Annotated in this window: 23 protein-coding genes; 11 read left to right on the top strand and 12 right to left on the bottom strand. The window is 44.2% G+C overall.

Annotated features, from left to right (window positions below):
• Nucleotides 1-172 precede the first annotated feature (172 nt).
• Both xseB and xseA read right to left on the bottom strand, forming a co-directional pair.
• On the bottom strand, nucleotides 173-382 hold the full coding sequence (gene xseB, locus AC1Q5Z_RS13550; RefSeq protein ID WP_492445310.1) for an exodeoxyribonuclease VII small subunit: 210 nt from the start codon (nucleotides 380-382) through the stop codon (nucleotides 173-175).
• A complete protein-coding gene (xseA, locus tag AC1Q5Z_RS13545; RefSeq protein ID WP_492445308.1) occupies nucleotides 357-1,793 on the bottom strand; it encodes an exodeoxyribonuclease VII large subunit in 1,437 nt (478 codons plus the stop codon). Before xseA ends, xseB begins: the two co-directional genes overlap by 26 nt.
• 315 nt (nucleotides 1,794-2,108) lie before the next feature.
• Here xseA and AC1Q5Z_RS13540 point away from each other — a divergent pair, with 315 nt between their 5' ends.
• The 6 genes from AC1Q5Z_RS13540 (at nucleotide 2,109) to AC1Q5Z_RS13515 (ending at nucleotide 5,719) form a co-directional block, all read left to right on the top strand.
• The gene (locus tag AC1Q5Z_RS13540) at nucleotides 2,109-2,495 is read left to right on the top strand and encodes a single-stranded DNA-binding protein (RefSeq protein ID WP_492445306.1); all 387 of its coding nucleotides are present in this window, start codon (nucleotides 2,109-2,111) and stop codon (nucleotides 2,493-2,495) included.
• 44 nt (nucleotides 2,496-2,539) lie between these two features.
• Complete coding sequence (locus AC1Q5Z_RS13535; protein WP_492445304.1) at nucleotides 2,540-2,899, top strand: DUF7222 domain-containing protein; 360 nt, start codon at nucleotides 2,540-2,542, stop codon at nucleotides 2,897-2,899.
• Nucleotides 2,871-3,314 carry a PcfK-like family protein gene (locus AC1Q5Z_RS13530; RefSeq protein WP_492445303.1) on the top strand — a complete coding sequence of 148 codons (444 nt, stop codon included), beginning with the start codon at nucleotides 2,871-2,873 and terminating at the stop codon, nucleotides 3,312-3,314. The genes AC1Q5Z_RS13535 and AC1Q5Z_RS13530 overlap by 29 nt, the downstream gene beginning before the upstream one ends.
• Complete coding sequence (locus AC1Q5Z_RS13525) at nucleotides 3,311-4,624, top strand: PcfJ domain-containing protein (RefSeq protein ID WP_492445301.1); 1,314 nt, start codon at nucleotides 3,311-3,313, stop codon at nucleotides 4,622-4,624. The genes AC1Q5Z_RS13530 and AC1Q5Z_RS13525 overlap by 4 nt, the downstream gene beginning before the upstream one ends.
• Nucleotides 4,625-4,808: 184 nt before the next feature.
• Entirely contained in the window at nucleotides 4,809-5,033 is a 225-nt protein-coding gene (locus AC1Q5Z_RS13520; RefSeq protein ID WP_492445299.1) for a hypothetical protein, read from the top strand.
• Between the two features lie 29 nt (nucleotides 5,034-5,062).
• Nucleotides 5,063-5,719 carry an SRPBCC family protein gene (locus AC1Q5Z_RS13515; RefSeq protein ID WP_492445297.1) on the top strand — a complete coding sequence of 219 codons (657 nt, stop codon included), beginning with the start codon at nucleotides 5,063-5,065 and terminating at the stop codon, nucleotides 5,717-5,719.
• A 280-nt stretch (nucleotides 5,720-5,999) separates the two neighbouring features.
• Here the strand turns inward: AC1Q5Z_RS13515 and AC1Q5Z_RS13510 are convergent, their stop codons facing one another.
• The 3 genes from AC1Q5Z_RS13510 to AC1Q5Z_RS13500 all read right to left on the bottom strand — a co-directional run bounded on the left by AC1Q5Z_RS13510 (nucleotide 6,000) and on the right by AC1Q5Z_RS13500 (nucleotide 7,544).
• Entirely contained in the window at nucleotides 6,000-6,377 is a 378-nt protein-coding gene (locus tag AC1Q5Z_RS13510; protein ID WP_492445295.1) for a response regulator, read from the bottom strand.
• Nucleotides 6,378-6,691: 314 nt separating this feature from the next.
• Complete coding sequence (locus AC1Q5Z_RS13505) at nucleotides 6,692-7,348, bottom strand: DUF6766 family protein (RefSeq protein WP_492445293.1); 657 nt, start codon at nucleotides 7,346-7,348, stop codon at nucleotides 6,692-6,694.
• A gap of 10 nt (nucleotides 7,349-7,358) precedes the next feature.
• Entirely contained in the window at nucleotides 7,359-7,544 is a 186-nt protein-coding gene (locus AC1Q5Z_RS13500) for a hypothetical protein (RefSeq protein WP_492445291.1), read from the bottom strand.
• 324 nt (nucleotides 7,545-7,868) lie between these two features.
• Between AC1Q5Z_RS13500 and AC1Q5Z_RS13495 the strand changes: the two genes are divergently transcribed.
• From AC1Q5Z_RS13495 to AC1Q5Z_RS13485, 3 genes are all read left to right on the top strand, one after another.
• Nucleotides 7,869-10,010: a catalase gene (locus AC1Q5Z_RS13495; RefSeq protein WP_492445289.1), complete on the top strand. Its 2,142-nt coding sequence runs from the start codon at nucleotides 7,869-7,871 to the stop codon at nucleotides 10,008-10,010.
• A gap of 17 nt (nucleotides 10,011-10,027) precedes the next feature.
• Nucleotides 10,028-10,597 carry a YciE/YciF ferroxidase family protein gene (locus tag AC1Q5Z_RS13490; protein WP_492445287.1) on the top strand — a complete coding sequence of 190 codons (570 nt, stop codon included), beginning with the start codon at nucleotides 10,028-10,030 and terminating at the stop codon, nucleotides 10,595-10,597.
• A 295-nt stretch (nucleotides 10,598-10,892) separates the two neighbouring features.
• Nucleotides 10,893-11,801: an SDR family oxidoreductase gene (locus AC1Q5Z_RS13485; protein ID WP_492445285.1), complete on the top strand. Its 909-nt coding sequence runs from the start codon at nucleotides 10,893-10,895 to the stop codon at nucleotides 11,799-11,801.
• Between the two features lie 108 nt (nucleotides 11,802-11,909).
• Here the strand turns inward: AC1Q5Z_RS13485 and AC1Q5Z_RS13480 are convergent, their stop codons facing one another.
• On the bottom strand, nucleotides 11,910-12,155 hold the full coding sequence (locus AC1Q5Z_RS13480) for a hypothetical protein (protein ID WP_492445283.1): 246 nt from the start codon (nucleotides 12,153-12,155) through the stop codon (nucleotides 11,910-11,912).
• 393 nt (nucleotides 12,156-12,548) lie between these two features.
• On the opposite strand from AC1Q5Z_RS13480, the gene AC1Q5Z_RS13475 reads away from it, so the two are divergent.
• Nucleotides 12,549-15,809, top strand: a complete 3,261-nt coding sequence (locus AC1Q5Z_RS13475) for a PAS domain-containing sensor histidine kinase (RefSeq protein ID WP_492445281.1) — start codon at nucleotides 12,549-12,551, stop codon at nucleotides 15,807-15,809.
• Nucleotides 15,810-15,853: 44 nt separating this feature from the next.
• Nucleotides 15,854-16,243, top strand: a complete 390-nt coding sequence (locus AC1Q5Z_RS13470) for a response regulator (protein WP_492445279.1) — start codon at nucleotides 15,854-15,856, stop codon at nucleotides 16,241-16,243.
• A gap of 786 nt (nucleotides 16,244-17,029) precedes the next feature.
• Here the strand turns inward: AC1Q5Z_RS13470 and AC1Q5Z_RS13465 are convergent.
• The 6 genes from AC1Q5Z_RS13465 to AC1Q5Z_RS13440 form a co-directional block, all read right to left on the bottom strand.
• A complete protein-coding gene (locus AC1Q5Z_RS13465) occupies nucleotides 17,030-17,410 on the bottom strand; it encodes a helix-turn-helix domain-containing protein (protein WP_492445277.1) in 381 nt (126 codons plus the stop codon).
• Nucleotides 17,411-17,541: 131 nt separating this feature from the next.
• Nucleotides 17,542-18,342 (bottom strand): DUF2490 domain-containing protein, encoded by an 801-nt coding sequence (locus AC1Q5Z_RS13460; RefSeq protein WP_492445274.1) that lies wholly within the window; start codon nucleotides 18,340-18,342, stop codon nucleotides 17,542-17,544.
• A gap of 53 nt (nucleotides 18,343-18,395) precedes the next feature.
• Nucleotides 18,396-19,538: a helix-turn-helix domain-containing protein gene (locus tag AC1Q5Z_RS13455; protein WP_492445272.1), complete on the bottom strand. Its 1,143-nt coding sequence runs from the start codon at nucleotides 19,536-19,538 to the stop codon at nucleotides 18,396-18,398.
• 193 nt (nucleotides 19,539-19,731) lie between these two features.
• Nucleotides 19,732-20,001: a hypothetical protein gene (locus AC1Q5Z_RS13450; protein ID WP_492445270.1), complete on the bottom strand. Its 270-nt coding sequence runs from the start codon at nucleotides 19,999-20,001 to the stop codon at nucleotides 19,732-19,734.
• Between the two features lie 47 nt (nucleotides 20,002-20,048).
• Nucleotides 20,049-20,903: a hypothetical protein gene (locus tag AC1Q5Z_RS13445; RefSeq protein ID WP_492445268.1), complete on the bottom strand. Its 855-nt coding sequence runs from the start codon at nucleotides 20,901-20,903 to the stop codon at nucleotides 20,049-20,051.
• A 21-nt stretch (nucleotides 20,904-20,924) separates the two neighbouring features.
• Nucleotides 20,925-21,980 carry an HAD family hydrolase gene (locus AC1Q5Z_RS13440; protein ID WP_492445266.1) on the bottom strand — a complete coding sequence of 352 codons (1,056 nt, stop codon included), beginning with the start codon at nucleotides 21,978-21,980 and terminating at the stop codon, nucleotides 20,925-20,927.
• Between the last annotated feature and the right edge of the window lie 338 nt (nucleotides 21,981-22,318).

Genomic DNA, 22,318 nt, shown 5'->3' with positions numbered 1-22,318 from the left:
GTTTCATCCGTTAACAATGCAAAAGCCCGGTGTTTTTTATGTAAACACTGGGCTTTTGTATGTATTTTTGGCTTGTATCGTTTCCGCAGAATAGGTGTCTGCAGGCGCTTGATCGGCTTATATCTGCTGCTATAACGCCGGAAAATGCCTTTTTAATGTCTGGGTGTATATTTTACTCCTTTGGGTTCTCCATGCCGCTGATGATTTTGGCCACTTCAGCCTCGGTGGATTTAAGCTTGGCCTGGCAGAACTCGATGAGTTCGGATGCCCTTTTTACTTTGGCGGCAAGCTCGTCCACGGAAATGGCCTCATCTTCCATTTCTTTTGCAATCAGGGCCAGCTCTTTGGACGCCGCCTCATAAGTCAGTGTGTTTTCCTTCATATTGTCTTTTTTCGTTGACCGTACTTTTCAGTATGGCATCTTTTAATACTATTTCTATTTCCTCTCCTTCTTGTATGTCCTCTGCCCCGTTTGCAATTTTGCTGTTTCTCCGTATCACGGCATACCCTCTTTTCAGCACATTCTGTGGGGACAGCAGTTTTATGGTTTTCTGGTGGTCCTCCAATTGCAGTGTGCGGCTGCGCAGATACTGGCTGGTAAAGATCTTCAGGTTCGCTTTTAGATGCTGAAGATTGCTGTTTTCCTGCTGGATGATGCGCTGCGGCCTTTGCAGCGTTTTTTGCGCAGTCAGCAGCAGGTGCTGCTTTTCTTCTGCCAGCAGGTTTCGGCTAGCCTGCGAAATATGCTGCTTTTGCAGCATAAGCCCTTCTTTCTGCGCGCCGATCAATTCCCTTGCATTATGGCTGACCAGATTTTTGATCTCGGTGAGTTCCTTGTAATGCCCGAGGAAAAGCTGCTGGGATTTGATGGCTATGGTCCTTTGCAGGGAGAGTATGTGCTGCTCGAAACTGCGGTTGTGCGCTATGATGAACTCCGCCGCCTTGGTCGGGGTTTTGGTATGGGTATGCGCCATAAGGTCTGTAATGCTCACATTCTTCTGGTGCCCGATTCCGGTTATCACTGGAATGGGGAACTTGGCGACCGCCCTTCCGATATTGTAGTTGTCAAAAATCAGGAAATCCGACTGCGACCCGCCTCCTCTTGCAATGACAACGGCATCATAGGGAATCCCCGTATTGTAGACCTCGATAAGCTTGTTTAGGAACAGTTTGGCGTTATTGTCCCCCTGGACAACGGTATGGTAGTCATCGATCTGAAAAACATACCCAAAATCGTTATGCTGCATAGTATGGCGGAAATCCTCGTTTCCGGCAGAACTGCTCGAAGAGATCACCGCAACCCTCTGTACGACTATAGGCAGCTTCAGACGGCTGTTGAGCGTGGAATACCCCTCGCCTTCTTTGCGTATGAAATCATTTTCTTTTACCAGCCTTGCAAGGGTCGCATTGCGCTGCTGCTCCAGAATGCCAAGCATGAAATTGCTGTCGATGTCCAGAAGGTTCACCGAAAGGCCGTAAAGCGGATGGTAGTCCACGCTCACCTGCACCAGCACATGCAGGTTGTTGGTGAAGCGCTGTCCGGTTGTGGTTTCAAAATCAAAGATCCTCAGTGCTCCGGCTCCCCAGCTCTTGCCCAGTATTTTGGCAGTGATCACGCTGCTTGTCTCTGATTTTTCCACCAGCTCGAAATAATGGATCTTCTTGTCGGCCTTGAAGGAATGGTTGGTGATATCAGCCACCACCCAATACGTCTGTCCCCTGAAACGCGAATTGATCGTGTCCTGGATCTGGTCGTTGAGCTGTGAGAGTCTGATATACTGTTCGGGTCCCATATGTTTTTAGGGTCTGCTGCTGTTTGTGTTTTCTTCTCGCCGCTAAGGTAGCTATTCTGGAGCGGAATCTCAAAAACACAAAAAAAGAAGGCCAATTTTCAATTCAAAACGGGTTAAAAGGGCAGCCAAAGTAGTGTCCGCCCTCACCTGCATGCGCATAACGGCTCTTCGCCGCCCTTCGGGACTTATAGCACTCCGGCTCCTTGCGCCCACTGGTTCTTTGCTTTCTTTTTTCCCGTTTTTTCTTTTGAAAAATTTGCGTTGCGGGGTATGGGGAAAAAACTTGAAATAAGTAGTAACTAAAAATTTTATGTCATGGAAATCACAGGACGAATTGTAAAAGATGCCTCAGTTTTTAAGGTAAAAGAAAACCGTGAGGTGGTGAACTTCTCCATAGCGATAAGCGACAGCTACAAGCCCAAAGGAAGTACCGAAACCAAAAAGATTGTAACCTATATAGACTGCTCGTATTGGCTCAGCGCAGGTCTGGCGCAGTGGCTCCGTAAAGGAACGCTCGTACAGCTCTTCGGGCGCATTGGGCTGAATGTCTATATCGGGAATGACGCCCGCGCGCACGGTTCATTGACCTTTCATACCTCGGATATCAAAATACTGGTATTTGCTGAAAGCAAAAATAGTGCGCCTGCGCCCGCTCCCAAAAAGCAGAATGTTTCGGAGAATCCCGACGACCTGCCTTTCTAAATCCTATCTGCCATTCATTTTTATACACGCCTAAATGAAATATTATGAAAGCCTTACAAAAATCTTATTATTCCGAGTATCGTGTAAGCGGTGCCTTTAACCAAATCATTCTGCGAAGCATCACTTCCTATGACGGCAAGCGCTCAGCACAGCTGAAATCCTTTTTTCTTGACCTGCAACAGGGCGGGTGCATCAGCGGGATGATTTCCGAATTCATCTACCACGACGACTGCAGAGCATTTTACATCGAGTTTATCGATGACCTTGAAAATATCCGCACCGAATTGGAGGAAGCTATCGGCGAGACGATTGAGAACCGTTTTCAGACCCTGCACTACACTTTTGTATGCTGGCTCTGCTTTGAGGAATACTGCTATGACCTCTATTCAAGGCTCTTTGAGTGAAATTTTCAAACTTGACTATCTTCTTATGAAAGCTTCTGAAAATTTTAGAAAAGCCATAGAGGGCTATCTCAGCACCTTGGCGCAGGGCGATACAGCCTTTGCGCCACACTATGGAAAAGCTTCCAAAAACTTGGAAAGCTGTCTGAACTACATCTTCGGCGAGGTCAAAAAAACAGGCTTGTGCGCCTTTGACAATCAGGAAATCTACGACATGGCGGTAAAGTACTACACTGACGATACAATTGGCGTGCCCGCCCCTGTGGCATGCAGAGCCGTGGTGCAGACCCCTGCGCCCGCCGACCTTTTCTCACAGCCTGCAGTCCCTGCTGTGCCTGTCAAAATCGAACCTGCTCCCCCTGTAAAACAGACTGTAAAACCTGCGGTGCAGACCGCCCTTACTCTCTTTGACCTATGATACCCAAAACAATCATCGAAAAGCAGTTGACGGCGCTGAGCGCCTCACTTGCCCCCATCCGACCTGAGGTTTTCACATGGGCGGAACAGAATATCTTTCTCAAATGGGGCGTGCTCTCCCGCTCCAAGTTCTACTGTTTGGAATGCACGCACGTCTGGAAACCGTCCTGTGAGAGCACCTGCGCCAAGTTCACTTCCTGTCCTGCCTGTACAGGGAAGCTCAAAATGATGCCCTATAATCAGGTGCATTTCAAGGAAACCGAATACTTTGCCGTTATCGAGAGCTGTGCGGGGTTTCAGGTGGTGCGTATGGTCATTGCCCACAAGCACATGAAAAAGAATTTCACGCCGACCTATTTCCACAAAGAGGTCATGCAGCATTGGATAAACCCAAAAGGCGAAGTGCGCACCTTGGCGCTCTCCACCAATGTGTTTTCCAGCACGCTCGATGCATGGAAATTCTATTCCCCGCTTGAAATAAAGCCGAAGGATTTCATCCGCAATGCCAAATACTATATCAATCCTTTTAAGGTCTATCCGCAGATGAAAGTGCTTGCGATTTTAAAACGCAACGGCTTTAAAAATTCGGTCTATGATATTGCGCCGCACCTGCTGTTTTCTTCCCTTTTAAACGACCCTATCGCCGAAACCCTTTTAAAATCCCGACAGCTCAATCTTTTGCAGTACTATCTCAGCGCTTCAAGACAGAACATCCGCCGAAACTGGCAGGCGGTCAAAACGGTCATCAGAAACAAGTACAAGATTTCCGATGTGCAGATATGGGAGGATTATTTGGAGCTGTTGCGTTATTTCAAAAAAGACCTCTCTAATGCCCTGTATGTCTGCCCTGAGAATTTGAACCAAGCGCATGACCATTTGGTGCAGAAAAAAAGGGAAATGCTCAGAAAGAAAAAGCTCCACGACCTGCGCCTTGAAATCGAAAAGGCGCAGAAAAGGTACGCAAGCGACAAAAAGCGCTTTTTCGGTCTGTCATTCCATGATGGGGAACTCTGCATTACGGTTATAGAAGAAGTAAGGGATTTTATGACAGAGGGCGATGAACTGCACCACTGCATATTTACCAATGAGTATTACAGGAGAAAGGATTCGCTGATACTATCGGCTAAAATGGGCGAAAAATCCTTGGAAACCATTGAAATATCGCTCAGCCGTATGGAAATCCTCCAATGCAGGGGATTGAAGAACAAGCCGTCCAAGCACCACAAAAAGATTCTGAGCCTGCTTAGCGAGAACCTCTATCAGGTCAAAGACCGTCTGAAAAAACACAAAACCAAAACCGTCCAGCTTTAAGTCGATATTTGTATCGGCTTTTTTTTCGGCGCGCAGACACTTCAAGATCAAATACCCCTATCAGAATCGGCAATTCCTTTTGGGACAACATGTTAATTAGATAATAATCCGCAGTTTTCCTGTAAGCCCAAACCACTCCCTATAGTCTAATTTTAAGGTAACATAATTTAAAAAAATAAGAGTCATGGAAAATTTACATAATTACACCCAAGAGGAACTTAAAAAATGCCCTTACCATCAGCAGCTCAGCGCAGCAAATGATAAAAATACAGACCAGGATGCCAATACGGGAGACTGGGACGATGAGCGTGGCCAGGACGGGACAGATCCTGACCGCTACGAAGAAGAAGGCGGAAACAATAACTCCGGCGATGCGGGAAGCTCAGGAAGCGCAGCCACCAACAGCTAATCTAAAGTTTAAATTTAAAAATATAACATATGCATACTACAGCACTATCACAGTCAAAAAGCAGAGTAAATGTATCGAAACTGGAACGCGTCCTGATGACCGTTGCCGGTTCCTATCTCCTATACAAAGGGCTTTCACAGGAAAAGAAAAATATAAGTCAGATTACCTCAGGCGGCGCCATGCTAGCTAGGGGGATCAGCGGCTACTGCCCGGTATACAGCGCCGTGGACCATCTGAAAAACGACAAGGGCTCTAATGTCAACATCAGGACAAAAATAACCATCGACAGGCCCATCAGCGAGGTATATGCCTTTTGGCGCAATCTGGAAAACCTTCCCAAATTCATGGACCATCTGGAGTCGGTTAAAACCATAAGCAGCACTCAGTCCGAATGGACTGCAAAAGGGCCTGCAGGCATCGGATCGCTGAGCTGGAAAGCCGAAATCATCAAAGACCACAGGGAAAAACTCCTGAGCTGGCAGTCCATAGAAGGCGCGCCGGTGAAAAACTTTGGAAAAGTGCTTTTCAAAGCGGCAGGAAACACGACCGAAATAGAAGTGACCATCTCCTACCGCGCCCCTCTTGGCATAGCCGGACAGGCAGCCGCCAGACTGCTGAACCCTTTATTTGAAAAAATCGTACACGATGATATCAAAGGCGTGAAGTCGTATTTGGAAACCAAATAACAGGAAATGAAAGAAAGCCAAAATCTTGGGAAATAAACCGCTAAAAGATTATGGCTTTCTAAAACCGATAAAAAACTGACAATAAAACAGTTATGTATATTCAGGTAAAAGACCGAAACAAAGCTTCTTGAAAATCGTAAAAAAAGCGCCTATTTTTGCCCCGCAGGCAGTTAACTATTACATGATATTATTTACTGATGGGAAGAAACGGAGAGGAGTATTGGCACACCAGCCTGACCCCGGATACTGCAGTATAGAACACAAATGCAGTTTCATTGCCTTATAATATCGAATCAAATATCGCTATAAGCTCGCTGTAAGTGTTCGGCTTGCTGATATACTGAAGTATTTTGCCGCTTTCCACAAGTTCATTTACAAAAGCCTCTGAGGGGGTCGAAATCATAATCACAGCGATATCCACAAGCCTTTTATCGTCCTTTAATTTTATCAAAAGCTCCAGTCCATGGATGCGGGGCATATTATAGTCCAGAAAAATAAGGTCCGGAAGATTATCAGAGTCTTTCAATTCTTCCAATGCCCTGTCGGGATTGCCCTGCCAGCGCAGCCTGACCCCTCTGCCCAGCGAATCGGCGGCGCTCATGAAAATTTCAGCATCCTCCGGGTCATCGTCTATAAGCAGAATATTTTTATATAACATATCTATACCAGTTTAGGCTGTACATAATTACGCAAAAAAGACGGTAAAGGTTTAAATTAAAACCTTTGCAGTAAAAAAGTTTTTTTTAAAAATTTCAGGACGGATCATTTAGAAAGTGTTCCCCTGATCAGGAATCCTTTTGAAATTAAAATCCTGAGCTGATTCTTGTTACTTGAACAATAAAAAATAAACCTGCAGCCACGCGTTGCCGCAGGTTTAAAAACATTAATAATCAACCAAAGCGCATTTTGCTGCGCCTCTATCGTAATCAGTCTGCTTTTCATTGAATGAAGACCTGCTTAGTTTTATATTTTTCATTCCCCGGTCTGGCTGTGCGGGGCGTCAACGGGCTTGGACTGCGAGGAACCGATCTGCCGCAGGTATATCGAAAACACTATGATCGCAAATACTGAAAGGAACTCGCTCTGCCAGTTCTGGAAAGATTCAAACCAAAAACGCGAATCACCCAGATAGGCTCCCGCAGTTTCCAGCGGCAGGCCTTTCTGCAGCAGCTGCTGGTTTTCATCTTTCAGGCTGCCGTAAAAATGTGCGGCAAAACTCAAGAAAAACAAAAGCAGCAGTGCAATAGTGAGCGAATGTTTGTAAACTGCCAGGATCCAGCCTCCTTTTCTGACAGCCCACGGCGCCCCTTTTCTATTGGCACAAGGTTTCCTGTCTACTTCCTGCTGCCTGTCAAAATCTTTGGATTCCGATGAGCCTTTCTGCTGCAGGAAAATGGTCATGACCACCAGCAGCGCCATCTGAAGGAACTCGCTTTCCCAGTTCTCAAAAGTCGCTTCTATAAAATGTCCTGTGGTAAAATACGAAAGCAGGCCGATTTGTGCAGCACCTGCTTCGGCCAGCTCTTTGTTGTTTTCTTTAAGTCCAAATAAAATCTGTCCCCCGAAAGAAAACAAAAACAGCAGCAGAAAACTGATCGAAAGGCCATTATTGCGTAAAAATGCTTTCATATTGCATTTTTTAACTGTCCCTGTTTTCATCAGCAGCAGACAGCTGCGATTCCATAAATTTTCCCGTCACTACAGTTCCCTGCTCATCTTCCGGCTGCGCAGCTGCATTTTCTATCAAATCCGGTATAAAACCGATTATTTCCATAACCTGTGTTCCGAATTCCTGCTGCACCTGCTGTCCTTTTCTAAAAATCATCTCTTCAATTATTTATTGTCTGATAAACTTTAAAATCCTATTACAACACACTTGGGCTGATCAGATAAAAGTACTGCCGACTGCCGGCTGCTTTCTTATACGATTATTTTAAATTCTTACAAGATTTTACTTTTAAAATTTACAAATAACTAAACCTCAATATTTTAAATACTGTCAATTCTGTAAAAAGCAAACACAATTCTGTAACTCAAGCCATTAGAGTAAAGGTAACTTTGAGTGCCTTGATAATGACAGCCGGCTGTTCTTTAAGCTGTCTTAATCCACGATTATTACTTTTTATTTTAACCAATAATTCCACCTCATATGAAAAATTTGCAGGATGAAAAGCAGAGGGATCTGCTGATCAACAAATCAGACGGCACCAATAAATTCCTTACCACCGATCAGGGTGTCAGAATCAACGACGACAACAACTCGCTCAAAGCAGGCGAAAGAGGGCCTTCCCTTTTGGAGGACTTTATACTCAGGGAAAAAATTACCCATTTTGACCACGAAAGGATCCCGGAAAGGATTGTGCACGCAAGAGGATCCGGCGCACACGGCTTTTTTGAAGTGACCAATCCCATACCTGAACTTACCAAAGCAGGATTTCTTCAGCAGAAAGGACAGAAAACGCCTGTCTTTACCAGGTTTTCCACCGTCGCGGGATCAAGGGGTTCTACTGATCTGGCCCGTGATGTGCGAGGCTTCTCGGTTAAATTTTATACACAGGAGGGAATATACGATCTGGTAGGGAACAACGTACCGGTATTTTTCATTCAGGACGCTTCAAAATTTCCTGATCTGATCCATGCCGTAAAACCCGAACCTCATAACGAGATCCCGCAGGCGGCATCAGCGCATGACACCTTTTGGGACTTTATCTCACTGATGCCCGAATCCATGCACATGATCATGTGGGCGATGTCAGACCGCGCTATTCCAAGAAGCCTAAGGATGATGGAAGGATTCGGCGTGCATACCTTCAGACTGGTGAACGAAGCAGGGGAATCTTCTTTTGTAAAGTTCCACTGGAAGCCCAAACTCGGCACCCACGCCGTTGCATGGGACGAGGCGCAGAAAATTTCAGGCAAGAACCCTGATTTTCACAGGCAGGATTTGTGGGAAGCCATTGAAACAGGAAACTTCCCCGAGTGGGAACTGGGCGTACAGGTGATTCCATCAGAAGATGAAAACAAATATGAATTTGACCTTCTGGACCCTACCAAACTGGTGCCGGAAGAACTGGTTCCCGTTACCATTATCGGAAGGATGGTCCTTAACCGCAACCCAGACAACTTTTTTGCGGAAACCGAACAGATCGCCTTTCACCCGGGACATGTGGTGCCGGGAATTGATTTTACCAACGATCCCCTGCTGCAGGGACGATTGTTCTCCTATACCGACACCCAGCTTTCCAGACTGGGAAGCCCCAACTTCCATGAAATCCCGATCAACCGCAGCATTGCCCCTGTGCACAATAACCAGCGCGACGGCCATATGAGACAGGAAATCAACACCGGAAGAGTAAGCTATCATCCCAACTCCCTTGGCGGCGGATGCCCATACCAGGCAAAAATTGCCGAAGGCGGTTTTGCAAGTTTTAACGAGCGCATCGACGCGCATAAAATAAGGGAGAGAAGCGAAAGTTTCAACGATCATTTCGGACAGGCCAAATTATTCTTCAACAGCCAGACCCCCGCAGAGAAAAGCCATATCGTAAAAGCCCTCCGCTTTGAGCTTGGAAAAGTGGAAACCACAGCCATTAGGATCAGAATGCTGGGGCTTTTATCCCAGATTGACAAGCAGCTGGCGCACAGTGTTGCCGCCGGACTTGGGGCAGTCGTGCCACCCGTTTTGGAAAAGCCGCTGAACCATGGGGTTTCCCCTGAGAATGAAAATGGGAAGCAGGAATCCCGCACCGTGGAGCAGTCCGTAAAATCTTCCGATGCGCTGAGCATGCTTAACAACCCGACCAACTCCCCAACCATCGCTTCGCGAAAAGTGGCCATCATCTGCGCTGACGGGGTTTCTGAAGACGCAGTATCCAATATTAAAACGGCGCTGCTCAAGCACGATGCCAAAGGCTGCATCATCGCCCCTAACCTCGGAGCAGTCTTAACCGACAATGACAGGGAGCTTCATGCTGATTTCAGCTATTTAACGGCCGCATCAGTACTTTTTGATGCCGTTTACCTGCCGGACGGCCTTGGACTAAGCGTGCTTGCAGAAAGCGACGAAGTCAACGAATTTTTGAACGATGCCTATAAACACTGCAAAGTCATAGCGGCTGACGGACGTGCGGAAGCGGTAATAAGTGTGGCGGCATTTGCGTCCAAGATCACAAATGAAGACCAGGGCATCATCATCAGCTCAGAGGCAGCCTCTGAAAAATTTGCCTCCGATTTTATAGCGGCAATGGAAAAACACCGTTTCTGGGACCGTGAACCAAACCTTTACAATTAAAATTTAAATAGAAGATCATGAAAAATTCAGATAAATCAAAAGATGCAAAACCTGCAGAAAAAAGCAGCAATGATAACATCGTTGCACCTGCAGCAGATGCAGCCGGAGAATTGAGAACATTATTTATCGACAGCCTAAAGGATATCTACTGGGCTGAAAATGCCCTTGTCGGGGCACTGCCGAAAATGCAGGCGAACGCCACCGCGCCGGCTCTTGCCTCGGCCATTAAAGAGCATCACGCCGTAACCCAGAATCAGGTTGCAAGGCTCGAAGAGGTTTTTAAACTGCTGGGCGAAAAGCCTGAAGGAAAAAAGTGCGAAGCGATGGCAGGTCTTCTAAAGGAAGGCGACAGCATTTTAGAGGAAACACAGCTTGGCCCAGTAAGGGATGCCGGCATCATAGCCGCATCACAGAAGATAGAGCACTATGAGATCGCCACCTATGGCACTCTTGCCGCCTTTGCCAAAACGCTGGGTGAAAACGATGCCGCCAAACTGTTGACCCAGACGCTGGCCGAAGAGAAAGAAGCCGACTGCGTGCTGAACGATACCGCCCTTAATGCCATAAATTTTGCGGCCGCAGAATAATTTATTGCATCGCCTTAGAAGCAATTGCAGCACTCCCCATATCCGGAAGAAATCGGCCGTAATTTTTATCCTCACTGCATCAGGTTCAGGATTTGATGCAGGTAAAGACGAAGCTGCAGATCTGCTGCCACAAATGAAGGATTGCAAAATTTAAAAAATGATAATCAATGAGTTTGCAGAAACTCCAAAACAGACAGCTATGGAAGTTAAAAACAATATATCGCGCCGAACAGCCCTGACAGGCAGGGAGCAGTTCTGGCAACTGCAGCTATAACCCCTATTTATTCCAATACTTATGAACACAGAACAGACACATCCATCAAATGGATCGGAAAATCCCAATACAAAATACCCGGGACCGCCTTTTAAAGAGCAGTCGCAGCCTTGGCCTGGTCTTGTCAGCAGAATGGATCCCAGACCAGACCACGGTGAAAAAATCTATAAAGGCTCAGGCCGGCTGAAAGGCCGAAAAGCCCTGATCACAGGAGGAGATTCCGGTATGGGAAGGGCAGCCGCAATCGCCTATGCAAGAGAAGGCGCCGATGTGGCCATCAATTATTTTCCGACAGAGGAAGAAGATGCCAAGGAAGTAATCCAGCTCATCAGGGCTGAAGGCAGAAAAGCCGTGGCTATTCCGGGGGATCTTCGTGATGAAGCCTTCTGCGCACAGCTTGTCCATCAGGCGGCCAAGGAGCTCGGAGGCCTAGACATCGTAGTGAATAATGCAGCCAGACAGCAGACCCATGCCTCCATACTGGATATATCGACAGAGGAATTCGACTGGACCATGAAAACCAATATTTATGCGCCATTCTGGATCATCAAGGCAGCCCTTGCCTATCTGAAAGCAGGATCGTCCATTATCGGCACCAGTTCTGTACAGGCCTATGCCCCTACTGAGGATCTATATGATTATGCACAGACCAAGGCCGCAACAACAAATTACATCAAATCGCTTGCCAAACAGCTTGCGCCAAAAGGTATCAGGGTCAACGGGGTTGCTCCGGGACCAGTATGGACAGCCCTTCAGGTAAGCGGCGGCGCCACAATGGAAAAACTGAAAGAATTTGGTTCGATGACGCCGATGGGCCGGCCGGGGCAGCCGGCTGAACTGGCGTCCATTTACGTGCAGCTTGCAGCCAATGATGCCAGTTATGCTACAGGACAGATATACGGAGCCAATGGCGGTGAAGGAAACCCTTGATTCAACATTAGTAATCCCGACAAAAAACAAAACCACCGCTGAAGCGGTGGTTTTGTTTTTATAATTAATGGGACTGATTTTAATATTCAGTTGCTGAACCTGCAGCACCTATTTGAAAGAGACCATGCCGGCAAGGTCTTCGTGATTAATAAAGGCAGAAATATACTGCTGCACTTCGTTTCGTTGTTCAGGAGCCGTTTCAAAACTATTGATATGGAACTCATCATCTTGGTCCTGGATATGTATAATCTCAGTATAGCCTTTTGAAATCAGGCTGCCTTTGAGCTTAAGGATCGTGTGCTGCTGATGCGCATCCAAATCTTTTCTCACTTTCAGTTGTATCGCTTTTTCCATGGGTGAAAGATCTGTTATGGGTTTATGGATATTCTCAAATCAAATATACTCCTTTCAACGGTAAGTTTTCTCCTATTTAGTGTTAAAAAAAAACGTTTCTAAAGTGAAAATTTTAAAACCGTGAAATGAAATTATATAAAACGCCAGACTGCAGAGAAATTAATTTTAAAGAATACCTGCGCTCTAAAGAAACCGCTGTCAAATTATCTAAAAAACACTATCATGGAATACGAAAAACACTATTACGCGCCTGAGGGACTTGGAGCAGACAAAGAATCATATGAAGAAGACCTGCTGTTTTATCAGCTGGACTGGGAAGAATAAAATTGCTTACTTTTACGACAACCGTAGACTGCTGCCAATTACAGCACCCCTTCGCCTAAAACAACAGACTTGAATCAAAACCTAAATACTTCAGATTATTACTTTCTTCAAAATGGAGGAGAATCCGCCGAGTTGATTAGAAATATTGACTGGGAAAACCACCTTTTGGGGACACCTGAAAAATGGCCCGAAAACCTTAAAAACACAATTGCCACCATCGTATCCTCGAAATTTCCGATGTTCCTATGGTGGGGCGATGACCTGATCCAGTTCTATAACGACTCCTACCGCCCGAGCTTCGGCAATGAAGGGAAGCATCCCACAGCCATGGGACAGAAAGGCATCGAATGCTGGCCGGAAATATGGGACTTTGTTTTCCCGCTGATCACAAAGGTTTTAAGCACCGGAGAAAGTGTATGGTATGATGATCTGCTGCTTCCCATTTACCGAAACGGTAAAATGGAAGACGTATACTGGACCTTCAGCTACAGCCCGATCAGGGATGATGACCGCCTGATCAAGGGGGTCTTGGTGGTCTGCAATGAAACCACCGAAAAAGTAAATTACAACCGACAGCTTACCGAAAACAGGGACGAACTCGAGTTTGCCATCAACGCCGCAGAATTCGGTACATTTGACCTGAACCCTCACACAAACCGCTTTTCCGCCAACGCAAGGCTTAAAAACTGGTTCGGCCTTAAATCGGAAGAGGAAATACTTCTGCCCACGGCACTCGGGGCGATAGCCGACTGGGACAGGGAACGTGTGGTTAACAGCATCCGGCATGCGCTGGATTATGATTCAGGGGGAAAATATGATGTGGAATATACCATTGTGCATCCCCGCACCAAAATGCACCGCATCGTACACGCACTGGGGAAAGCCTGGTTTGACCAGAACCGCAAGCCGTACCGCTTTAACGGCACGCTGCAGGATATAACAGAACATAAAAAGGCGGCCGAAGAACTTTATAAATCCAGACAGCTTAAAGACCTTACCATAAAAAGCATGGGGCTTGGCCTTTTCAATGTAGACTTTGCCAATAACCATATCGAATATTCACCCGAGTTCAGCCTGCTGCTGACAGGGAAAAACAAACAGAACTTGAACCGCAAGGATTTTCTCAAATATGTGCATCCCGAGGACCTGCAGCTTCGGTCCCAGGCCATCCAGAACGGAATTGAAAACGGGACCTTTTTTTATACGCCCCGCGTGATATGGGATGACGGAAGCATACACCGCATTGCGGTATCGGCCGCAAGGATCTTAAGCCCAGAAGGAAAAGTATCCGCGTTCTCAGGCACCATAGCCGACATCTCAGAGCAGGAAAAAAACCGTGATGCACTGAAACTGGCCGAATCCCGTCTGGAGCAGGCACAGCGAGATGCCCAGCGGCTTTTCCAGAACGTGACCGACAGCTCGCCTACTGGCTTATGGCTTTCCAATACGGAGGGCATGCTTACCTATTTCAATAAAACGCTTATCGACTTTACGGGACTTCCTTATGAGGAGCTTCTGGCCGGCAAATGGACACGCGCCATTTTTGAGGAAGACTTGAAACAGACAAAAGAAGCCTATCTGAATGCCTTGGAAAACAAAACACACTTCGATGTGCTCTTCAGGGCTAGAAAACATACAGGAGAACTCATCTGGTGCAGGGCTGCAGGAGATCCTTTTATGGACAGCGAGGGAAATTACGGCGGCTATGCGGGTTTCTGCATGGACATGGATGAGATTATCTCAGGGCGAAAAGCCGTAACCGAAAGCCAGTATCAGGTTACGGCCATGATTGAACAGTCGCCCGTAGGCATCTGCCTGTTCACCGGATATGATATGGAAATTGAGATCGCCAATGACATCATGATAGGGTATTGGGGAAAAGACCGCTCCGTTATCGGACAACCATTTCTGCAGGCGGTGCCTGAACTCGAAGGTCAGCCTTTTATGGACATTCTTCGCGATGTGTACCGAACCGGCGAGACCTACTACGGCCGCGCTATGCCGGCAGACCTGAAGCTTAATGGAGAAATAAGCACCTATTACTTTGAGTTCACCTACACTCCTATCCGGGATTCAAAAGGTGAAATCTACGGGGTAATGGATATTGCCGTTGATGTGACCGATCAGGTCATCGCATCAAAAAAACTCGAGGAGACCAGAATCACCCTGGCAGGCGCCGTAGAACTCGCCGAACTTTCCACCTGGTCTTTGGATGCAAAAAATAAAAACATAACCTGCTCCGAACGCTTTAAAGAGTGGCTCGGACTGGAAACCAATACCGCTGACCCCGAGCAGTTCCTGCAGCGCATCAGCGCACCGTACAGAAATAAGGTTGCCGATGCGCTCCAGGAAGCATTAAGCGGTTCGGCCGAACAATTTTATGACTATGAATTTGAGATCATAAACAAAATAACAGGACAGCACCGCATCATCCACGCCAACGCGCAGGTGCAGTTCGGAAAGGACGGACAGGTGGACTCGCTTAGCGGCACCGCGCAGGATGTGACAAAAGAACGCCAGCTGCAACAGGAGCTTACTTTTAAGGTAAAGGAGAAAACCGCCGAGCTCCAATCTGCAAATGCAGAACTGGAAGCCAATAACAAGGAATTGTCACAGTTTGCCTACATCGCATCCCATGACCTGCAGGAACCTATCAGAAAAATCAGCGTGTTTACCGATATGATGAAAAGCAATCTCGGAAAGAACCCGGAGAAAGTAAATTTCTACATCGACAAGATTCTGACTTCCTCCAGAAGGATGGAAAACCTGATCAAGGACGTACTTCAGTTTTCAAAACTTTCCAGTATTTCTCAGACATTTGAAAAAGTTGACCTCAATGATGTGGTAACGGACATCCTTACTGATTTTGACCTGATCATTGAGCAGAAAAATGCTACGGTCCAAATTGGAGAGCTTCCCGTTGTGGAGGCCATTCCGCTTCAGATGTCACAGCTCTTCGGTAATCTGGTTTCCAATGCCCTGAAATATACCAAACCGGACATTGCACCGCAGATCAGCATTACCTCGGCTCCTATGCCGGAATCCGAAAAGAGGCTCCATGCACTGAATCTGGAATTGGAGTATATCAAAATAGAAGTACGCGATAACGGAATAGGCTTCTCCCCGCAGCATGCAGAGCAGATTTTCAATATCTTCCAGAGACTGCATGGAAACGATCAGTTTTCAGGCACGGGAATCGGACTTGCCATGTGCCGAAAAATCATGCAGAACCATAACGGCGAGATTACCGCTGCCTCACAGGAAGGGGTCGGAACCGCTTTTACTGTCATAATACCTAAAGAGCATGAAAAAAATGGAGCATTGCAGTAAAGTCGCGGGGAAAACTGTATATTTACTTCCCCTTAAACTTAAATATGAAAACCATTTTTTTAATTGATGATGATCCCGACGACCGTGAAATTTTTGAGGAAATTTTAGCAGAGGAACATCCTTCAATTGTATTTCAGCAGGCCGAGAACGGTGCTGCTGCATTTGAAAAATTAAGAGCATCGGACTTTATAAAACCGGATCTGATTTTTCTTGACCTGAACATGCCTGTAATGGATGGACGTCTGTTTCTCCAGCAGATCAAAAAAGAGACAGAATTGCAGGATATTCCGGTAATTATCTACACTACATCATCAAGTGAAATAGATAAACAATTTGCTTCGGACAACCAGGCATCTCAGTTTTTAACCAAACAGTATTCAATAGAACTGCTGCGTCAAGACTTAAATAAAGCTGTTGAAAATTTTCTTGTCTAAAATTTTTAAACAGTAAAGTCAATTTGGACTATAACAAATAAAAAGGAAGTCTTAGTTTAATTTTAAGACTTCCTTTTTCTGTACTATATATACTTTCCAATTACAAACTTCTAGATAAAGAAACTTTGAATGCAGCCAATACTGCAGCAGTTTTATTACCTGTACTTTCTTGTATCAAGTACTGCTTAAAATAACGAGATAACCATAGTCAATAATTATCCTGGCGCATTTAAATTACTACATCCTACTGCCCTAATCTTACTTGTTGTTCAACCGATTACAGAAATTGATTTATTTCATAGCTAAATAGAGCATTTATAGCACAAGTTTTATTTGAGGTTGCCTACAATTCCGCCAAAAAGAAAAAGCGTTTTTTAAAGATAGTAAACCATACCAATTTGTGGTAAAATCTTAGTACAATTTATTTAGAAATAATAAACCTTAAAAAATCAACACTTAAGAAGCTCATTTTCAAATGTGTATTACATATTTTTAGGCAGATAAAATATTGAAAAAAGATATATTTGAATCTGGGTGCAGAATCGGTGCACCTAGATTCAAGATACAATTTAAAACATTATAAAACAGCTACTTGAAACCATAAGTTCGAAACATTACTAACTTCTTTTGCGCCAAGTAATAATATAAATATAAAGGGTTGTGACTTAGAATTAACTACAAAGAACCCTTTCCATGAAACAGTTACAAATTAACTGCTCGTAATATTGATGCTCTGCCGAGCCTTAAAAATTGATTTATCTGTGATCTAACTTAATAAAATAAATATTATGAAAGGTGCGAGCTTATTTTTAAATATTTTAAAGATTTGCCTTTATGTTTGCGTAGTGCCCTAAAACAGCTTGCTCGGGAGCCAAATCCGCAGATAAGCGACATTTTTTCAATAGATAGATTCTTTAATGTAGGGTCATTTATATTTTCTAGCAGGTATTGAATTCTTTTTAAATTTATATAATCGTTAAAATTAAACCCAAACTCGGCATTAATCAGATAAGAAATTTTATGCCGGGTAATTCCCGTTTCTTCCGATATCTGGGCCAGACACAAATCTTTATTTAAAAAAAGTTTTTTGGAATTCATGAAAAATTCTATTCTTACTAAGCATTCCTCTCTTTCTGCCTTGGTCAGTTTGCGAAACATCTTCCCCATATCCTTATTTTTTTTAAAAATTATTTCAATTTAATACGACTATTAGCGGTATAATGGTTGGGCGGAATTACCTGCAGATAAAACAGGACTTCTCGAAATTGGCAGACTCTGAACTGCTACCTAAGTTCATATTATCCTCCACCACCGCTTGGAGCCCCATCATCTACCGAAGCTTCTTTACGCTTAAACGGCTTAATGGCTTTTGATAGCAGATTATTAAAAGTAAGATTCACCTGCAGGGCATTGTAGAGTTTGTCAGCGGCAGAACGCGGCAAGTATTCATTGGCATACGAGACTTCAATCTGAAAATCCTTCGAAGCCTTATACCCCAAGCCTAAGGTGACCCTGTTGCGGTCAAGGAATTCTTTCCCGCTGATTTCACTTTCAGTCTTAAAATAAATCTCATCGGATAAAAATGCATATATGATATTTTTATCAATTTTATCTCCATTGATAGGATAAACGGCTCGGCCCTGAAGCCTGAAACGTTCCACCGCTTCAAAAATCCCTTCCTCATTCTGAATATTGCGGTCTTCAACCCTTGCCCTAATATTTACATTAAGCCTGTTGTGTTTTAATAAATTATAAGTTGCCTGCAGCGCAAACCTATATTCAGGAGCCTGGTTTTGATTGAGTTCCGGCACATTTACATTATAATAATACGCATAAAAAAAAGACAGTTTCCAGCGGTCGGCGGGATAATAATGTATCCAGGCACGCGCACTGAACTGTGTAAATCCGTAGAATATGGTATTATGATCCGGGACGCCGCTCGAGTTCAATCCAATGTCAAGCTCAGCGACCCATTTCTCATTAAGGTCCCGGGTGAACGCATATTCATTCCAAAACTGCTGCAGCTTTTCTGTCTGCCCAGAAGCTGAAAAACCTCCTGCCATGCAGACCATTAAAATCCATTTTGAATACTTGCCCATAAGCATCGGAATTTAAATCACCAAAACTATTCTTTTTTTCATTTTGCCAAAGTTTAAACAGATAATGCATCTTGATCTTTTTGCACAATCTCTCTCAAATATTTTGAAGGAGACGCCCCTTTATGCTTTTGGAATGCCCTGAAAAAGCTCGTCCTGGATCCAAACCCGCAAATTTGCGCCATCTCCTGCAGCGATAGCCCCTTCCATTCTGGCTTGTCCATATTTTCCAATAAATATTCAATCCTTTTTAAATTAATATAATCGTTAAAATGAAAACCAAATTGGGAATTGATAAGATGGGAAATAATGTTGGGGGCAATTCCAGCTTCTTTTGCCACCTCTTTAATTTTAACATCCTTTCTGAGAAAAAATTTTCCAAAATTCACAGTATAATCTAATTCCAGCAGACATTCTTCTTTTGTATAAGGCACAGATTCGTAAAATTCCAACCGATCAGTTTTAATATCTTTAGGTTCAGCAAAAACCTCTGCACTGTTCTGATTCCGGAAAATATTTGGGGAAAAGTAAATCCCTCCAGCAATTAGAAATAAAACAGAAGCCGCCGTGGCGCTGCCCAATATATCTATAATATTATCTGCCAGAAATAAAAAATGATACGCAGACAGTGATAAGAATAATAAGAGGATAGCCAGATTAAAGATTCGGATCCAAGATAGAAACTTCCTGCCGACGATCGAGTTTTCCGCTTCAGTCAAGAGATTAAATTTTAAGATTTGTCCAGTTTGAAAAAATGCATAAGCCAGCCATATTGCGGACATTAGGGCAAAAAAGCGGCCTTTCAGAGCAATTCCACCTTCAGCCATAAATTTTAAACTGCTGACATTTCCAGTACAAGCAAGATCAACAGCAAAATACATCGCAAAAGGGAGAAAATGGATCCAGTCATACTCACTGCGGGCAATACCAGAAGAGAGCATATCCCTGACATAAAACAATGAGCATGGGGCAATCAAAAAGATAAAGGATTTTGACACTGCAAACAAAACCGGAAAGTTTTTGTAAGTTCCTGCAGACAGATAAAAACCGTAAAGGCATATCAAGACAAGACTCACCAGAAGAAACCCCAAATAGAGGCTCTTATGATACTGGCTCTGAAAAAAAAGCAGCAAAAAAGAAACGGCTGTCCCGGCAATTATTGCCACAAAAAAAAACATAGAAAGTATTATATCAATCATTGTTTCGTCTAAAATAAATATTTTTTTTCCTGTCAAGAAAGATCAAAAGACAGGCCTTTTTATTTTTAAAGCTGCCTTTATTCTTTTGCGGTCTGCAAAACAGCGCCCATCGGCATTTTTCAATTGAACTGTCAGGTCATTCTTTTGCTTTTTGTCTTGCATCTTATTTGGATAATCATAAACTGGAGTTCAATTATCTGTTTCTAACAATATAGAAAAGGATTTCCTCTTCCAGTTCTAGTGACAGGTTTTCAGATGCCGTTTTATGATGGAGATCTTTTTTGATCTGCTTCTCATAATTTTTTGCATTCGATACACAGGTGCAGTATTCATCACATAATGTTTTGAATTTTTTATCTGATTTATACATTTCTTTGATTGATTCAAAATACCCGGCGAATTTTATATTATATAACTCATCCGGCAGAGGCATTAGAATCGTTTTAAAATGCTTATGTGCCATATTTCCCGAAATTCTTAATTTAAAACTTCCTGAGCCTCAAATGGCACTTACATCGGCAGGTACCATCTAAAGCCTAATCGCACCCCAAAATTAGACGCGTTTCTCGGATACCCTTCAGACCTGTAGGCCATAATCTCAGGCTCGATATAGGCATTGTACTTTAACTTGCCTGACCATATGTATCCCACCCTGAAATCCATTGGAAGGGCCACTTTCCCTGTCTTATAATCAATCTGCCACTCGGGCTCAATCCCGGCATAGACACCGTTTGGCCAGGTATAAAACACATTGGGCTGCAAAACCGCATAAGCAGAGGAGCCGTACTTATCATTTCCGGATATCGAGAAAAAATTCTCCCAGATCCAATACATCTGCCATTTGCCCAGATCTGTGAAAGTGATCGTGAAAGCCGGGCCAAGACTCCACTGGGGAGAGCCCAGCTGATCATCGGTTCGTGTCGGAATCTGTATATTCCAGCCAGCCCCAAACTGTCCCCAATCTTTCTTGCTAAGAACAAAAAACTGGTTTAAAACCAGATCGCCCAATCCTGTTTTTCCGTCAGGTGCCGTATTTAAGAAAGTGATCACCCTTATCAGCTGGGGCACCTTAATCAAGAATCCCTCTTTCATGGGAATAATTCCTCTCAAGCGGAAGTTCTGTGCGAAACCATCCTGCCCTTCAGTCTTAAAAATGGCAAATTCTTCCAGTTGCAGCTGCCAGGCCAAGGTAGTTGGATTCATCACTTCCTGTGATAGCTTCACAGAAGTGCCGCCGCTCTGGGGCTCCTTATTTTCCTCAGTTTCCTGTGCGGATCCAGAAAAACATCCTGCAAACAAGAGTAATAGGAGCACTGTATAATCTCTCGCGTTTTCTGTTCCTTTGTTAAGCATTTTTAATTTCATAGCTCGTATTTTAGTTTCCTCCTAATTGCCCGGAAAAATCACTTTCCAGTCGTTTTTCATATCCGCAAAAGCCCAGTTTTTGGCTTTGCCTTCGTCCAGTCCTTTATTAAGGGTGCCCACAGGAGATTTCCTGTCATAAGCCCACTCGCGGACAGAATCCGTGTGGTGGACATACAATTCAAAATTCTTGTATTTATTGGAAGCGGCCCACTGCAGCATCTGAAGGTCCCCATCTGAGTTCCCGGCGGCAAAAACAGGTTTTTTTCCGATGTACTTTTCAATTGCGACAGGTTTTCCTTCCTTATCATCATTAAAATCCAATGCAGGCATTTTAGTAATAATGGGCTTGCCATTATTGTAATCATATTTTGCCTGAAGGGTGCTTCCCACTATCTGGTCCTTTGGAATTCCGTAGACATCTTCCGCCCATGCGCGCATGAAATCAACTCCTCCGCCAGATACGATGAATACTTTAAACTGTTTATCCTGAAGGTATTTCACCAGCTCCAGCATAGGCTGGTAAACAAGTTCCTTATAAAGCTTTTTCTTTGTGGGATGCTGTGCGGTGCTGATCCATTTGCTGACATTTCCCTCAAACACATCAGTAGACATTCCTGCATGGCTGACGGCCACAATCTGCAGCAGTCCTGCTTTGCCCTGCTTCATCAGCTCTCCCATATTATTTTCCAGCACTGCCTTAAAAGGCTGCCTGTTCTTCCACTCAGGATGCTTGGGTGCCAGAGCTTTCACCTGATCCAAGGCGAAAAAAAGCTGGAAATAGAAAGGCTGCTCAGCCCATAGGGTTCCGTCATTATCGAAAGTTGCAATACGATCTTTAACCGGAATAAAATTAGCACTCTGCGAATTTGTGATATCTTCTATGTATGCGGTTATATCCTTTTTCACTTTAGTATCATTCCATGAAGGAAGCGGATCACTGCCGGAGGCTGATGCCATAGTTTTTTCTTTAGCAGAACCATCTTCTTTTACGCCTTCTTTTTTGCATCCTTGGGCAGCAATCAGCAGAACAAGAAAAAAGACTAATCTAAAACTTAATGAATCGTTTATTTTTTTCATCTTATCTGATTTAATATTTCCGGTTGTCATTGTAGGAAACTTTAATAAAAAAACTGGAATCTCAGCTCCTTCTTTATTAAAGCTAAATATTTATTTTATTGTTTAAAATCATTAGCCCCCTTCATACCTTTTGCTAAAACTTTTTTTCTGCCCTGCTTTTACAAAAAAAATTTTTTCTTTATATATGCCCCTGCCTGCTTTTGGCCTAAAAGCCAATGCATAAAAATAGGATACAAAAAACTATTGAAGAAAGGATTAGAAAAAAGAGCCAGCTGCTTATTTGCAAGCATAGCCGACCCTTTCTTTGAGAGATTACTTTTATAATAACGGCCAAATGA

The organism is Flavobacterium sp. GW823-FHT06G12 (assembly GCF_058794775.1).
This window is presented reverse-complemented; position numbering and strand designations above follow the sequence as displayed.